Raw genomic sequence first — 16,327 nt, 5'->3', positions numbered from 1 at the left:
TAAGTTGTCGACAAGTATACAAAATGCGATTTATTTTCATTCTTGAGGCATATTAAAGGGAACTAACCACTGCTTTTTTATTTAAGGGCATACATAAAGTTAATTCTTTATTGCATACGTGCCCGTCATTTATTTGTAAGCGTTATATACAACATGAGAAGAAGGAGCATACAGCATGAGCACTCTATTTGGACTATCCCATAATGCAACTTTACTGGTATGGACATTAATCGCCATTGTTTTTCTAATCGTATTGATCTCCAAATATAAATGGAATCCATTTATCACCCTCTTATTATCTGCATTAATGCTCGGTTTACTTACAGGTATGAAACCCGCTGACGTAATCTCGTCTATTACGGGTGGTCTTGGCGGCACACTTGGTACCATTGCAATTGTTATTGGTCTCGGTACTATGCTGGGCAAAATGATGGCTGAATCTGGTGGAGCTGAACGCATCGCTACTACACTGGTGGATCGGTTTGGTATGAAACGTGTGCACTGGGCGATGATGATCGTTGGTTTTATCGTAGGTATCCCAGTTTTCTTCGAAGTCGGTGTCATTCTGATGATCCCGATCATCTTCACCGTTGCCCGTAAAACAAATATGTCCTTGCTGCAGATTGGTATTCCTATTTTGGCTGGTTTATCCACAGTACATGGTCTCGTTCCCCCTCATCCAGCGCCTATGATTGCAATTGAAGCGTTCAGCGCAGATCTGGGAAAGACGATTTTGTATTCCCTCATAGTAGGTATCCCGACAGCGATTATTGCAGGACCCTTGTTTGGTAAGTTTATCGGCAAAAGGGTACACACTGAACCACCCGCAGAGCTGGCTGAGCAGTTTGCTACCAAAACAAGCAGTAACCTGCCCGGATTTGGCATTACGCTCTTTACCATTTTGCTGCCGGTTATTCTAATGCTGATTGGTTCAATTGCAAGTATCATTGACCCCAATGTTACAAGTGGCTTCACAGTGTTTAGTGAGTTTATCGGCAATGAGATCATTGCCCTGCTCATTTCGGTTGTCTTCGCCCTCTTTTCACTCGGCTTTGCACGTGGTTTCACCAAGCACGATCTTTCCCGCTTCACCAGCGAATGTCTGGCGCCTACGGCAACCATTATTCTCATTATTGGTGGCGGTGGTGCATTCAAACAGGTACTAATCAACAGTGGTGTAGGTAATGCCATTGCCGAGGTTGCTACCCATGCCAACATTAACGTGATCCTATTCGCTTGGCTTGTTGCAGCCCTGATTCGTGTAGCTACGGGTTCAGCAACCGTTGCGATGACAACCGCAGCTGGCATTGTGGCTCCGGTTCTTGCACTTACGCCAGGTGCCAACATCGAACTGGTCGTACTGGCTACTGGCGCAGGTTCCCTTGTATTGTCTCATGTGAATGATGCAGGCTTCTGGATGATCAAGGAATTCTTCAATATGAGTGTCGCACAGACGCTCAAGACGTGGACTGTTATGGAAACACTATTATCCGTCGTGGGGCTGATCTTTATTTTGCTGCTAAGTACAGTGGTATAAATGAAAATTCATTATAGAGAGTTTAGATTCGATTCCGTAACCGGAGAAAGAAGGTTAGATCAACGTGACCAACTATATGATTGGAATAGATATCGGTACAACCAGTACCAAGTCCGTTTTATTCACGGAACAGGGTGAAGTCGTTAGTACCTCGACACAAGAATACCCACTCTATACACCTGCCCCTGATGTGGCTGAGCAAGACCCTGAGGAGATCGTACAGGCTGCCATCCGCTCTGTGCGTGGAGTCATGGATCTAAGTGGCGTTATGGCCGACCAAATCTTATTTGTGTCCTGCAGCTCAGCTATGCATAGTGTCATTGCAATGGGACAAGACGACAAACCGCTAACCCGCTGCATCACCTGGGCTGATAATCGAAGTGCAGCTTGGTCAGCCAAGCTGCAAGAGAACGGAGTGGGACATCGCATCTACCTTCGGACAGGTACACCCATTCATCCGATGTCTCCCCTCACCAAATTAATGTGGCTACGCCATGACGAACCCGATCTTTTTCAGCGCACAGCCAAATTTATATCTATTAAAGAGTATTTATTCTTCCGTTTATTCGGACAATATATCGTCGATCACTCTATCGCTTCCTGCACCGGACTGCTCAATTTAGAGCAACTGGACTGGGATGCGGAGGCTCTTGCAATGGCAGGCATTACGCCGGCTCATTTATCCACACTCGTACCTACCACACATACAATAGAGGGAATGCATCAAGAATGGGCTGAAAAAATGGCTCTCTCCCCCTCTACCCCCTTTGTAATTGGGGCAAGTGATGGGGTATTGTCCAACCTCGGCGTAAATGCCATTGAGCCTGGTGTTGTCGCTGCAACCATCGGCACCAGTGGTGCTATTCGAACGGTCGTTGACCGCCCAGTTACCGACCCCAAAGGTCGGACGTTCTGTTACGCACTCACAGAGAATCTGTGGGTTATCGGTGGTCCCGTCAATAACGGTGGTATGCTGTTCCGTTGGGTGCGCGATGAATTCGCAGCGTCAGAAGTAGAAACCGCGAAGCGGCTCGGCATTAACTCCTATGACGTGCTAACCAAAATTGCCGAACGTGTTACTCCCGGATCTGAAGGGCTTCTCTTCCATCCGTACCTTTCGGGCGAACGCGCCCCATTATGGAATCCAGACGCTCGTGGATCATTTTTTGGCTTAACCCTCCACCATCAGAAAGAGCATATGATACGTGCAGTGCTTGAAGGGGTTATTTTCAACCTCTACACCGTTCTGCTCGCGATGGAAGAACAGATTGGACAGCCTACCTCTATTCAGGCTACAGGTGGCTTTGCGCGCTCTCCGCTATGGCGCCAGATGATGTCTGACATATTCAATCAAGAAGTGGTCGTGCCTGAGAGCTTCGAAAGCTCCTGTCTTGGGGCTGTTGTCCTTGGCCTTTACGCAACAGGTCGAATCAAGTCACTTCATGCCGTTTCTTCAATGGTGGGTACAACCCATCGTCATACACCAATTAAAGAACATGCCACCCTCTATCAAGAGCTGCTACCCATATATATTCGCATCTCTCGCAAGCTAGAAGAGGAGTATGCTGATATTGCCGAATTCCAGCGTAAGATGTCTGCTGCTCATCTATAGATGGTTCGCTGATCTGACTTATTTCGCATTCTAAAAGCAAGAGCCAACAACCGATCGGTTGTTGGCTCTTCCTCTTTTATATATGTAACTGGATATCTCTTCTTCCTCTATTACTATCTCCATCGCTTTTTGTCGCATTTTCGATCAACTTCTATCTAAAGAACATCTTATACAGGCAGCCCTCTTCTGCCTCTTTTTGGCCTTATTTATATGTACATCCTCATGTCGGATCTCTATCTGATTAACTCAGCAATCATGATAAGGAATTCCACCTTACAGATACCTTCTTTTCAACAATCAATAAGCCTCTTAAAGAGCAGTAACATCTGCGAGGAACACCCCTAATTAGTTTCGGCGTCTGGAACAACCCAAATTCACTTTGTAGTTATCCACAATCATGTTATTCACAAACGAAGAATAATTTTGCACACATTTTGGCATCATTTGACGGATAACCTGTGTATAAAATAATTTCGACTTTGGGGTTGCCATGTCGAAACTTAAACAATTTATAAACAATATATTGTGTTGTGGTTAAAAATTATACACAAGTTATTGAATTTGTGGATAAAATCACGTGATACGTTGAAATGCGGGGCTTCTTTTGCTATGATTGTATTACTTTTGGATGTGAATATGTGATCTGACCCATAATATTATCAACAGCCTGTGGATAAAGTTGTGAACAATTTTCCGTTGTTCATTCTTTTTTTGTTTTCGACCTGCGGGGGTTTGGGGATAAATTCAGGCAATATATCTCGTATTTCGACACTGCAACATGGCTTAAGCCACACTTGGAACATGTAAAAGGAGTGACAGTCTGTGGACAGCCATACTTCTGATTTATGGCAGCAAATTTTATCAATCATACAAAACAAACTCAGCAAACCAAGCTTCGATACCTGGTTCAAAGCAACCAAAGCGACGAAGCTTAATGACCGTTCTATCGTCATTTCCGCACCGACAACGTTTGCCGTCGAATGGCTGGAGAGTCGCTATACCAAACTGGTAGGTTCGACGGTATATGAGCTACTCGGCAAGCAAGTCGATGTGAAATTTGTCATTGAGGAGAACAAGCCTGCTGAACCGGATCCGCAACTGCCGGCACCAACCCCTAAGGTTGTGCAGGAAGAGGCGGTACTGAGCATGCTGAATCCAAAATATACATTCGATACTTTTGTCATTGGCCCTGGCAACCGTTTTGCCCATGCCGCATCGCTTGCGGTCGCTGAAGCGCCCGCAAAAGCATATAACCCTCTTTTCCTATATGGAGGAGTAGGACTTGGCAAAACCCACTTGATGCATGCAATTGGACACTATGTTCTGGAGCATGACCCAAGTAGCAAGGTTGTTTATTTGTCGTCTGAGAAATTCACGAACGAGTTCATCAACTCCATCCGTGATAACCGTGGGGAGAACTTCCGTAACAAATATCGTAACGTCGATATTCTGCTTATTGATGATATTCAGTTCCTTGCGGGAAAAGAATCGACACAAGAGGAATTTTTCCATACGTTTAATGCGCTGCATGAGGAACGGAAACAGATTATTATCTCAAGCGATAGACCACCTAAGGAAATTCCAACGCTGGAAGAACGGCTTCGCTCCCGCTTTGAGTGGGGGTTAATTACAGATATTCAGCCTCCAGATCTGGAGACGAGGATTGCCATTTTGCGTAAAAAGGCCCGTGCAGAGAATCTCGATATTCCAAATGAAGCGATGATGTACATCGCCAATCAGATTGACACCAACATTCGTGAGCTCGAAGGTGCCCTGATTCGGGTTGTAGCCTATTCTTCGTTAACAAACCAAGATGTATCATCTCATCTGGCTGCTGAAGCGCTGAAGGATATTATTCCTTCCAGCCGTCCTAAAATGATCACTATTCAAGACATCCAACAAAAGGTCGGCGAGTATTACAGCCTTAAGCTAGAAGATTTCAAAGCACGGAAGCGTACAAAAGCCGTTGCTTTTCCAAGACAGATTGCCATGTATCTTTCACGTGAATTGACTGATTTTTCTCTGCCCAAGATCGGGGAAGCATTCGGAGGACGAGATCACACCACAGTCATTCATGCGCACGAAAAAATATCCCAATCGATTAAAAACGATCAGGATCTCTATAAAGTTATCAACAACTTAACCGAAAAAATAAAGAATCCAACCTGAACAAGTCCCAAGCCTATGCACAACGTGTACACATGTGGATAGGCTTAATTTTATGGGTTTAACCCCACTTATCCACATATTCAGTGCCCCTATTACTATTATTACTAAAAAGATCTTAAAGATATCATCTACAAATACGCTTTTTCGAACCATCGCCTTCGGCTTTTGAAAAACACAAATCAACACCTCAACATCCCAAAAAACTCGCTAGGAGTGAAACCATGAAAATCAGCATAATGAAAAGCTATTTAAACGAGTCCATTCAGCATGTATCTAAAGCAATCTCCAGTCGAACAACAATCCCCATCCTGAGCGGTATCAAATTTGATGTTAATCATCAGGGTGTAACGTTGACAGCAAGCGACACTGACATCTCCATCCAATCATTTATCCCTCTGGAAGATGGTGATAAAAGTGTTGTTCAAGTTGATCAGCCCGGTAGCGTCGTATTGCCGGCCAAATTCTTTGTCGAAATTATCAAGAAATTGCCTTCCCAAGAAGTACACATGGAAGTCAAAGATAACTTCAACACCTTTATCTCAGCAGGGGCTACCGAGATTCAGCTCGTAGGTCTTGATCCAGAAGAATTCCCTGTTTTGCCGAGCATCGAAGAAAATCAAACGGTCTCCATCCCTGGAGATTTACTGAAAAATATGATCAAACAAACGGTATTCTCCATTTCCACACATGAAACGACTCCCATCTTGACAGGTGTACTGTGGAGTTTAGTTGATAATGAGTTGAAATTTGTGGCAACAGACCGTCACCGTCTTGCTACTCGTTCAGCTATGCTGGATAATGCAGAGGGTATCCGTTTTAACAATGTCGTAATTTCAGGTAAAACGCTAAACGAACTTAGCAAAATCGTACCTGACCAAAACACGCTTGTTGATATCGTTGTAGCTGATAATCAAGTTTTGTTCAAAATTGACCGCGTATTGTTCTACTCCCGTATTCTGGATGGCACATATCCGGATACTTCTAGAATTATTCCAACGTCGTACAAAACAGAACTTGTTTTGGATACCAAAAAATTAAGCGAATCAATTGATCGTGCTTATTTGCTGTCACGTGAAGAAAAAACAAATATTGTGCGCATGCAAACGATGGATTCTGGAACAATCGAAATTTCTTCAAGCTCCTCTGAGCTGGGAAAAGTAAGAGAAGAGATCGAACCGGCAGATTTCAGTGGCGATCCATTGAGAATCTCGTTTAACTCCAAATACATGCTGGACGTACTGAAAGTCGTGGAAAGTGAACAACTGATGATCGCTTTTACCGGTGTCATGAGCCCAATCATCTTGAAACCACTGGATGACAGTCACAGCCTTTACGTCATATTGCCTTACCGGACTACCAACTAACGAAACGAGAGGAGAATTCCAATTGAACCGAGTAACCATTCGTACGGAATATATTAAGCTTGACCAGTTTTTGAAGCTGGCAGACTGCATTCCAACTGGAGGCATGGCCAAAGCTTTGCTTCAAGAAGGACTTGTGCGTGTGAATAAAGAGCCTGAAGAACGCCGGGGACGCAAGTTATACCCTGGGGATATCGTTGAAGTGGACGGAGAAGGCGCATTCGAAGTTGCCGCAGAATAATCCAGTTCGATTCTGCTGCCTCCTGACGGACGGAAGAAAAGGGAGGGTACCTTGTGTTTGTCAACAGCATTGAGCTGCAGCAATTCCGAAATTATGAGCATCTAAAGCTGGACTCTTTTGGCCCTGTGAACTTACTGATCGGTCAAAATGCCCAAGGTAAGACCAATCTTGCAGAGGCCATTTTTGCACTGGCCCTTACGAAGAGCCATCGTACATCTCGCGATAAGGAGCTAATTCGTTTCGGTGAGGAACGTGCTAGACTCACTGCAGAAGTCGACAAAAAGTATGGATCAGTTAAACTGGAGCTGGCATTGTCGCAACAAGGCAAAAAAGCAAAGATTAACGGGTTAGAGCAGCGCAAGTTAAGTGATTTTGTCGGGACGCTGAACGTGGTTATGTTTGCCCCCGAAGATCTGGAGATCGTCAAAGGCACGCCGGGGGTTCGCCGCCGGTTTCTTGATATGGAGATTGGTCAGGTTGCCCCGGGTTACCTATACCATCTGCAGCAGTACCAAAAAGTACTTGTACAGCGCAACAATCTGCTCAAACAACTATGGGGACAGAACGCCTCAGCTCAGACGATGCTTGAAGTCTGGAACGAGCAACTGGTCGAGCACGGTGTTAAAATCGTCAAAAAAAGGAAACAATTCATAAAGAAACTCCAAAAGTGGGCAGAAACCATTCATCAGGGCATTACTGGAGGCGGAGAAGTACTTCGTTTAGCCTATCTTCCTTCCTTCAGCGAAGCGTCTGAGGAAGATGAAGCTGTTTTAATGGACCAATTTATGATAAAATTATCACAAATGAAAGAGCAGGAGATTCGCCGAGGCACAACGCTAAGTGGGCCACATCGGGATGACCTGTCCTTTTTCATTAACGACCGGGAAGTACAAACGTATGGCTCGCAGGGACAGCAACGTACAACTGCGTTGTCTCTTAAACTCGCGGAAATCGAGCTGATACACGAAGAAATCGGAGAATATCCGGTTCTGTTGCTTGACGATGTATTATCTGAGCTGGATCCTTTTCGTCAGACGCAGCTGATCGAGACGTTCCAGAGTAAGGTCCAAACCTTTATTACAGCTACCGGAATCGAGAGCTTGAATCTTGATAAGCTCAAAGATGCCAGTATTTATCACGTTCATGCCGGACAGGTTGAACGCTAAGGAGTGAGGGTCTATGTACATTCATCTGGGCGGAGAGAAGATCATCCGTTCTTCCGAATTGGTCGCTATTTTTGATATATCGATTGAAAAATCCTCGAAAATCTCCAAGCAGTATGTCACGTATGCTGAGCAGGAAAAGACGGTGGAGCATATTGGCGAAGAGGAAGCCAAGTCTATTGTTGTGACCAAAAATATTGTGTACTACTCCCCTATTTCCTCTGCCACGCTTAAGAAACGGGCTCACATTTTTCCTGATCTCTAGGGGTTACTGAATGCAATGATTGTGTCTTTGCTGCTTGTTTTATTTGGACAGCCAGCTTGTTGAAACTAAGAGAGAAATCCTATTTCAGCAAGTATTCTTAGTTAACGCATATTTACGATATTGAATCTATAGAAGTAGGTGAAAGGCATGTCTATGAATCAACCGTCCTATGATGCGAATGAAATTCAGGTCCTTGAAGGACTGGAAGCCGTACGGAAGCGTCCGGGGATGTATATCGGTTCTACCAGTGCCAAAGGTCTGCATCATCTGGTCTGGGAAGTAGTGGACAACAGTATCGACGAAGCGCTTGCGGGTTACTGTGATCATATTGAGGTCAGTATTCACGAAGATAACAGTATCACTGTAGTCGATAATGGACGTGGTATTCCTGTCGGCGAACATGCCAAAATGAAGCGTCCTGCACTTGAGGTTGTAATGACCGTTCTGCATGCAGGTGGTAAATTTGGCGGCGGCGGATATAAAGTATCCGGTGGTTTGCATGGTGTGGGTGTGTCCGTTGTGAATGCTCTATCCGAGAAAGTGGTCGTAACCGTTAAACGTGATGGGCATATGTATCAACAGGAGTATCGTCGTGGTGCTCCTCAATATGACCTAAAAACAATCGGTACTGCGGAGGAGACAGGAACGACTGTTACATTCCATCCCGATCCAGAAATTTTCACTGAGACGTTGGTGTACGATTACGATATTTTGCTTACTCGTATTCGAGAGCTGGCATTCCTGAACAAGGGGATTGGTCTTACACTTACAGATGAACGTACTGGAGCAACGAACTCGTTCTTGTACGAAGGCGGTATTATCGAGTACGTTTCATTCCTAAATCAAAAGCGTGAGGTTCTTCACGAGAATCCGATTTACGTAGAAGGATCAAGAGACAATATTCAAGTGGAGGTTGCTCTGCAATATAACGACAACTTCACGGAGAATATTTATTCTTTTGCCAATAACATCAACACCCATGAAGGTGGAACACATGAATCTGGCTTCAAGAGTGCATTGACACGGATCATCAATGACTATGCACGCAAAGCTGGCGTGATTAAGGATAGTACAGGCAACCTGTCAGGCGATGACGTGCGTGAAGGTTTGACAGCGATTATTTCTGTCAAAATTCCGGAGCCGCAATTCGAAGGACAAACGAAGACCAAACTCGGAAATAGTGAAGTACGTGGTATTGTGGAATCCCTATTTGCTGAGAAGTTGCAGGAATTCCTGGAGGAGAACCCTTCAGTTTCCCGTCGAATCTTGGAAAAAGGTCTGCAAGCTGCCCGTGCTCGTGAAGCCGCTCGTAAAGCGCGTGAATTGACAAGACGTAAAGGTGCACTCGAGGTTAGCTCTCTGCCTGGTAAACTAGCAGACTGTTCCTCCAAGGATGCTTCCATTAGCGAACTTTACATCGTCGAAGGAGATTCCGCAGGTGGTTCTGCTAAACAAGGTCGTGATCGTCATTTCCAAGCTATTTTGCCACTGCGTGGTAAAATCCTGAACGTGGAAAAGGCACGTCTAGATCGCATCTTGGGTAATGCGGAGATTAGAGCCATTATTACCGCAATGGGAACAGGAATCGGGGATGACTTCGATATTTCTAAGGCACGTTACCATAAAATCATCCTGATGACCGATGCCGATGTCGATGGTGCACATATTCGTACATTGCTTCTGACATTCTTGTATCGATACATGCGCAAAATTATCGAGGCTGGCTATGTGTATATTGCACAGCCACCATTGTTCAAGATTGAACGTAACAAAGTCATTCGCTACGCAGGTTCCGAGAAAGAGCGCGATGAAATCATCGCAAGTCTTGGTGAAAATGTGAAGTTTAATGTCCAACGTTATAAAGGTCTTGGTGAGATGAATGCCGGACAGTTGTGGGAAACAACAATGGATCCTGAGAGTCGGACGATGCTTCAAGTATCGATTAGCGATGCGATGTTAGCTGATGCTATGTTCGATACGTTGATGGGCGATAACGTCGAACCACGTCGTGATTTTATCCAGGAAAATGCGAAGTATGTAAAAAATCTCGATATTTGATGATTGTTAAGATAGGCGCCTGCAAGGCGCCTTTTTTTATTTTGGTAATCTGCATTGGGGTAGAGGGCGCATTGTTTAACGTGGGCGTTTTTTGGAGGAGGATGCTTGTGCTTTAGTAGTTTTGCGTGTTGTCTTGCTTTTCTTGGAAGGCAGCCTTCCATACGCTATAGCATAACGTTTGATTTTGCGGTAAGCCCCTTTATCAGGCAACAGTCCGAAGGCGTAGATGCCGGGTAAAGTGTTTACTTCTAGTATCCATGGACGTCCTGATCCATCCAGAGCAATATCAATGCCAATTTCCTTGAGTCTCGGAAACGTCTGTTGCAATTGAACAGCGGTATGGATTCCAAGTCGGTACAGCTCATTCCGGAGTTCTTGAAATTGAGTATTTGAAAGGTGGGGCTGAACCAACTCTTCAAAGGTGGCCAAGCGCCCACCACCATGAATGTTAGTAATGATTTTGCCAGGAGCAGCAACTCTACCTAGAATACCTGTAGTTTCCCATGATCCCCTGAGATTCTTTTGGGTGAGCACCCGTAAATCGAACGGAAGACCTTCATGTTTTAACAAAGAAATGCCCTGTTGAATGATATATTCGTGTTGCTTAATTTTTTCGTTAAGAGCAAGCTCTAGTTCATCAAGGGAATGGAATACGTTCTGCTGTGTACCATATTGCAGTTCGTACGAAGTCGTCTGAATAGTCACAGGTTGCACATCCTGATTTGCTATTAAAGATTTGCTATCTGAACTGGGGTTAGATGGGTCTTCATCAATTTCTTCTATGCTGGTATCCAGGATGGAAGGAGGCATAGGCCGCATGGTGTGAATCGTTTTGACCCGCATAACGCCATTACCATAGGTTCCTCGGTCCGGCTTAATATAATTCGATTCATACAGCTCAGTCATCCGTTCTAGAGTTTGACGATTGTATCGACGCGTGACAGGAAGATACCTGCTCACACCGCGGCTGCGCTGCAGCACAACCGTTTTGGTCCATTTACTGGAGACACGCTGGATACTCAAGAGACATCAGTCCTTTCGTGTTTTACTTATAGTTCTTCAGAGAGTAGCAGCACAGAGAATTCAAAGGACAAGAGATGATTTCAGTGGTATAATAGAGAAATATGGCGTTTTGTGTGGTTTGCTGCACAATTTGTAGTTTTACCGTAGATTGGGAACGGCATCAGCCTTGTATACGCAGTACATATGCCGCATTTTCTAGCATTGTATGTGTAAAATGGCAGGAGGGCAGGGCTAATCCCTAGACCACCAAAAGTTCCTAGAAAAAGATGTTCAAAAAGTCCACTTTTGATTACTAAGGATGCTTAGTGGCATCTCAGCTTCAAATAGGCGATTCAGCCGAAAAAGCCCTTTTTGAACACAGACTAGAATAAGGCTATTGTCCTGCAGACGTTTAATTGTGTAACTTTTGTGAAAGTAATATAATAAAGAGTAGCGTTTTTGCGCGGTTTTAGCCTTGTTAGGCTTTTCACATACAAAGAAAACTGATTGATTGAATGGAACGTTTGTTGAAGGACAAGAAGGAGGTCCAGCATGGCGGAAGAAATGAATTCGCAGATTAAAGATCGGGATATTGGCGTCGAGATGCGTGAGTCGTTTATGGATTACGCGATGAGCATCATTGTTAGCCGTGCTTTGCCTGATGTACGTGATGGCTTGAAGCCGGTTCACCGTCGTATTCTTTACGCAATGTCGGAGCTAGGCATGACACCCGATAAACCTCACAAAAAATCAGCCAGAATCGTCGGCGAAGTTATCGGTAAGTATCACCCCCACGGTGACTCTGCGGTATACGAAACGATGGTACGGATGGCTCAGGATTTCTCTTTGCGTTATATGCATGTCGATGGTCACGGTAACTTCGGATCGGTAGATGGCGATATGGCAGCAGCGATGCGTTATACCGAGGCACGCTTGTCCAAGATTGCTATGGAAATGCTCAGAGATATTAATAAAGATACGATTGATTTCCAGCCGAACTATGACGGTGAAGAGCAAGAACCTGTTGTATTACCAGCCCGTTTCCCTAACTTGCTTGTTAACGGTGTAGGCGGTATCGCGGTAGGTATGGCTACGAATATTCCTCCTCATAACTTAGGTGAGGTTATCGATGGTGTACAGGCAATGATCCAAAATCCAGACATCACGTCTATGGAATTAATGGATTATATCCACGGACCAGATTTCCCTACAGCAGGTTATATCCTGGGACGTTCAGGGATTCGCCAAGCGTATCAGACTGGACGCGGTTCGGTAACAATGAGAGCCAAAACGAATATCGAAGAGAACAATAATAAAGCACGAATCGTGGTTACAGAGCTTCCATACCAGGTCAATAAGGCTAGACTTGTTGAGAAAATTGCCGAACTGGTACGTGACAAAAAAATTGATGGCATCACAGATCTTCGTGATGAATCAGACCGTAATGGTATGCGAATCGTGATTGAGCTTCGCCGAGATGTGAATCCAGGTGTAGTGCTCAATAACTTGTACAAGCATACGTCGATGCAATCCACATTCGGCATTAACATGCTAGCTATTGTGAACAAAGAACCTAAGATTCTGAATTTGCGTGAAGTGTTGTATCACTACTTGCAGCATCAGATTGAAGTCATTCGCAGACGTACGCAGTTTGAACTGAGAAAAGCCGAAGCTCGTGCTCACATCCTGGAAGGCTTACGTATCGCTTTGGATCATATTGACGAGATTATTGCGTTGATTCGTTCCTCCAGTAATACAGATGCCGCTAGAGAAGGATTGATTGAGCGATTCTCGCTTAGTCATGACCAGGCTCAAGCTATCCTCGATATGCGTTTGCAACGCCTTACAGGTTTGGAACGCGAACGTATCGAGAATGAATATAACGAATTGATGATCAAAATCGCAGAATATCGCGAAATTCTAGCTAATGAGCATCTCGTACTCGAAATTATCAGTACAGAGCTGCAAGAAATTCGTGAACGTTTCGGTGATGATCGTCGCACAGAGATTACGATTGGTGAAGAAAGCATCTTGGATGAGGATCTGATTCCTCGTGAAGAGGTTATCATCACAATTACGCATACGGGCTACGTGAAACGTTTGCCAGTATCCACGTATCGTAGTCAGAAGCGTGGGGGACGTGGAGTTGTAGGTATGGACACGAAAGATACCGACTTTGTCGAGCATTTATTTGTGACTAACTCACACAACTATCTCATGTTCTTTACCGACAAAGGTAAAGTGTATCGTCTCAAAGCTTATGAAATTCCAGAGCTTGGGCGTACTGCACGGGGAACACCAATTATTAACCTAATCCAGATCGAACAGGGAGAATCGGTTAATGCAGTTATTCCAGTGCAGGAATTCGAAAGTGATAGGTATCTATTCTTCGCTACCCGTCAGGGTGTTGTGAAGAAGACACCACTTGAGGATTACACTAACATTCGCAAAGGCGGTCTCATCGGGATCTCCTTACGTGAAGATGATGCCCTGATTGAAGTTAAGCTGACCGATGGACAGCAAGAGATCATTATGGGTACAGCTCACGGAATGTCTATCCGTTTCTCTGAAGCTAATGTTCGTTCAATGGGACGTAGTGCAACAGGGGTAAAAGGGATCACGTTGGATACAGATGATGTTGTCATTGGCATGGACGTTGTTGATCAGGAGCTGGATGTTCTGATCGTTACGGCCAAAGGATACGGTAAACGTACTCCTGTCAGCGATTATCGTATGCAGACTCGTGGTGGTAAAGGAATCAAGACCATTAACGTTACAGAGAAGAACGGTGCTGTCGTTAGCCTGAAAATGGTGAAAACCGAAGAAGACCTGATGATAATCACATCCAGTGGTACACTGATTCGAATGAGTATGGAAGGCATATCCACCATGGGTCGATACACGCAAGGTGTTAAGCTTATCCATATCCGCGATGAAGATGCTGTGGCGACGGTTAGTCGGATTGACAAGAATGAAGATGAACCGGATGAATTGCTAGAAGAATTGGAAGCAGGAGAAGCTGCTGAAGGTATAGCTGATCCGTCAACAGATAACGAGGGTACGGATTCAGACAACGGTGATTCAGAAGCATAGTTCATTAGGATTTACAAAGATTAATCTATAATAGGTTGAAGATATAGTAGGGGGTTCCTTAAGGAGCCCTCTTTTTATTTATGGTTTACGTGCAAAATCTAGGATGTACAGCCTGATTAGCGAGTAATATAATGATAAATATCATGGGAAATCGGGACTATGGTCTTATTTTATAGAAGAATAATGAGTGAGGGGAATGACTATGGGATTAATCACCTTATCTGAAGTAAAACCAGGGCTTAAACTGGGGAATGATGTACATACTTCTCGCGGTAATGTTTTGTTGCAAAAAGGCAAAGTCATTTTACCTAAAGATATAGAAGTGCTTAAAGCTTTTATGGTTCACCAAGTCGACATTGATCAGGAACGTGTGGGCGCAAGCAATACAGGCTCTAGAGGCACTTCTACCGCATCAGGTAATACTGGAGTGGAGAAGAATGGAGAACGGTCTAGCAAGGGGGCTGGTGCAGTCACAGCACCTATAGTCTCATCTCTCCATGAAGAATATGAGAAGATGGTGGCGATGACTAAGAATGCCTTCCTCTCTTCTCTCGCTGCAGAATTGCCTGTATACGAACTTCGTACACAGCTTGAAGCTATGTTTGTTCACCTTAAGCAATACAATGTTCTCACTTTTAGCCCGCGAGTGATGCACGAGCACGACTATGTTTACCACCATGCAGTTCTAAGTGCAATTACATCCTATCAATTAGCACAGTGGATGGAGCTGCCGTCCAAAGACTGGATGCAAGTGGCGTTTGCAGGTCTATTCCACGATATCGGCAACAACAAGGTAGATCCATTGATACTCCATAAACCCTCTGCATTAACAACGGAGGAGCAGGAGGAGATCCGCCAGCATACGAAATATGGATATCAGGTGTTGAAGCAAGCAAAAGCTATTAACGAGGGAGCTAGACTAGCGGCGCTACAGCATCATGAAAAGGTAGATGGATCAGGCTATCCCTTGCAGTTAAGCGGTACACAGATTCATATCTATGCCAAGATTGTAGCCATTGCCGATATTTTTCACGCGATGACGTTAGAAAAGATCTATCGCAAAGCACAATCTCCTTATTTAGTATTAGAACAAATTCAGAGCGAGGCGTTTGGAAAACTAGATCCAACAATTGTGAATGTATTTATTCAGCGTTCCACGCAGATCCACAATGGCATACGGGTTAGACTCAGCAATAACCAAATAGGAGAGATTATTTTCTCAGATCGTGACCATCCTACCCGCCCAATGGTATCTGTTGAAGGAAGTATCATAAATCTAATGCAACAAAGACAGCTTCATATTCAGGAAATTATCAGTTCGTAGCATATACAGAACGTGCGGTACTACATCGATTCAATAAAAGTCTCTTTCAGGGGCTTTTATTGATATTTATCTTATTTTAAACTTTTCTTCAAAAAAAGCTTGCGTTCTAAATCTGTACATGGTATATTCTAATTCCGGCCAAGAAAACACGAGAAACACGGTGCGGCAAGCAAATAAAATAAGCTTCGAAAGAAACTTAAAAAAAGAGCTTGCAAAGTTGGTTCGGATGTGATAAGATATAAAAGTTGCTGACGAGAACGAATGTCGGCGCTGAAATAAGTTTGATCTTTGAAAACTGAACAACGAGTGAGTAACGATCTTGCTTGCAAGATCGACGCTGAGAAATCGTACATGTCTTCGGACTGAATGATTTCAAAGCATAAATGAGATTTTTAATCTCGTCAGATTCAAAATGAGCTAATCGCTCTTTTCAATACTTTATTGGAGAGTTTGATCCTGGCTCAGGACGAACGCTGGCGGCATGCCTAATACATGCAAGTCG

11 protein-coding genes and 1 rRNA gene are annotated in these 16,327 nt (G+C 44.3%); 11 read left to right on the top strand and 1 reads right to left on the bottom strand.

Translation table 11 applies throughout. From position 1 onward, the window contains the following. Positions 1–175: 175 nt before the first annotated feature. From MH215_RS13585 to gyrB, 8 genes are all read left to right on the top strand, one after another. Positions 176–1,537, top strand: coding sequence for a GntT/GntP/DsdX family permease (locus MH215_RS13585; protein ID WP_145045135.1), 1,362 nt, complete (start codon positions 176–178; stop codon positions 1,535–1,537). Between the two features lie 76 nt (positions 1,538–1,613). After that, entirely contained in the window at positions 1,614–3,149 is a 1,536-nt protein-coding gene (gntK, locus tag MH215_RS13580) for a gluconokinase (protein ID WP_275446164.1), read from the top strand. A gap of 822 nt (positions 3,150–3,971) precedes the next feature. After that, positions 3,972–5,318, top strand: coding sequence for a chromosomal replication initiator protein DnaA (gene dnaA / locus MH215_RS13575; RefSeq protein WP_056697575.1), 1,347 nt, complete (start codon positions 3,972–3,974; stop codon positions 5,316–5,318). Between the two features lie 221 nt (positions 5,319–5,539). Then, positions 5,540–6,682, top strand: a complete 1,143-nt coding sequence (dnaN, locus tag MH215_RS13570) for a DNA polymerase III subunit beta (protein WP_056697577.1) — start codon at positions 5,540–5,542, stop codon at positions 6,680–6,682. A gap of 22 nt (positions 6,683–6,704) precedes the next feature. Next, positions 6,705–6,920: a S4 domain-containing protein YaaA gene (yaaA, locus tag MH215_RS13565; protein WP_056697580.1), complete on the top strand. Its 216-nt coding sequence runs from the start codon at positions 6,705–6,707 to the stop codon at positions 6,918–6,920. A 53-nt stretch (positions 6,921–6,973) separates the two neighbouring features. After that, the gene (gene recF / locus MH215_RS13560; protein WP_056697582.1) at positions 6,974–8,086 is read left to right on the top strand and encodes a DNA replication/repair protein RecF; all 1,113 of its coding nucleotides are present in this window, start codon (positions 6,974–6,976) and stop codon (positions 8,084–8,086) included. 13 nt (positions 8,087–8,099) lie between these two features. Continuing rightward, positions 8,100–8,348: an extracellular matrix regulator RemB gene (gene remB / locus MH215_RS13555; RefSeq protein ID WP_056697587.1), complete on the top strand. Its 249-nt coding sequence runs from the start codon at positions 8,100–8,102 to the stop codon at positions 8,346–8,348. A 147-nt stretch (positions 8,349–8,495) separates the two neighbouring features. Then, positions 8,496–10,406 (top strand): DNA topoisomerase (ATP-hydrolyzing) subunit B, encoded by a 1,911-nt coding sequence (gene gyrB / locus MH215_RS13550; protein ID WP_056697590.1) that lies wholly within the window; start codon positions 8,496–8,498, stop codon positions 10,404–10,406. A gap of 75 nt (positions 10,407–10,481) precedes the next feature. Here gyrB and MH215_RS13545 read toward each other — a convergent pair whose 3' ends face one another. Beyond that, on the bottom strand, positions 10,482–11,429 hold the full coding sequence (locus MH215_RS13545; RefSeq protein ID WP_239290859.1) for a YheC/YheD family protein: 948 nt from the start codon (positions 11,427–11,429) through the stop codon (positions 10,482–10,484). Positions 11,430–11,960: 531 nt separating this feature from the next. On the opposite strand from MH215_RS13545, the gene gyrA reads away from it, so the two are divergent. The 3 genes from gyrA to MH215_RS13530 form a co-directional block, all read left to right on the top strand. Next, positions 11,961–14,501 carry a DNA gyrase subunit A gene (gene gyrA / locus MH215_RS13540; protein WP_239290857.1) on the top strand — a complete coding sequence of 847 codons (2,541 nt, stop codon included), beginning with the start codon at positions 11,961–11,963 and terminating at the stop codon, positions 14,499–14,501. Between the two features lie 202 nt (positions 14,502–14,703). Continuing rightward, positions 14,704–15,825, top strand: a complete 1,122-nt coding sequence (locus MH215_RS13535; protein ID WP_239290855.1) for an HD-GYP domain-containing protein — start codon at positions 14,704–14,706, stop codon at positions 15,823–15,825. A gap of 438 nt (positions 15,826–16,263) precedes the next feature. Beyond that, positions 16,264–16,327 (top strand): 16S ribosomal RNA (locus tag MH215_RS13530); the annotation flags it as partial.

Source organism: Paenibacillus sp. ACRSA, from assembly GCF_022346845.1.
Lineage (GTDB): Bacteria > Bacillota > Bacilli > Paenibacillales > Paenibacillaceae > Paenibacillus.
Note: the sequence above shows the minus strand (reverse complement) of the source record. Positions and strands in the feature narration are given on the sequence as shown.

Coding starts and splice junctions, on each gene's coding strand:
- MH215_RS13585 (WP_145045135.1), top strand. CDS start 176: ATGAGCACTCTATTTGGACTATCCCATAATGCAACTTTACTGGTATGG.
- remB (WP_056697587.1), top strand. CDS start 8,100: ATGTACATTCATCTGGGCGGAGAGAAGATCATCCGTTCTTCCGAATTG.
- MH215_RS13535 (WP_239290855.1), top strand. CDS start 14,704: ATGGGATTAATCACCTTATCTGAAGTAAAACCAGGGCTTAAACTGGGG.
- gntK (WP_275446164.1), top strand. CDS start 1,614: ATGATTGGAATAGATATCGGTACAACCAGTACCAAGTCCGTTTTATTC.
- gyrB (WP_056697590.1), top strand. CDS start 8,496: ATGTCTATGAATCAACCGTCCTATGATGCGAATGAAATTCAGGTCCTT.
- dnaN (WP_056697577.1), top strand. CDS start 5,540: ATGAAAATCAGCATAATGAAAAGCTATTTAAACGAGTCCATTCAGCAT.
- gyrA (WP_239290857.1), top strand. CDS start 11,961: ATGGCGGAAGAAATGAATTCGCAGATTAAAGATCGGGATATTGGCGTC.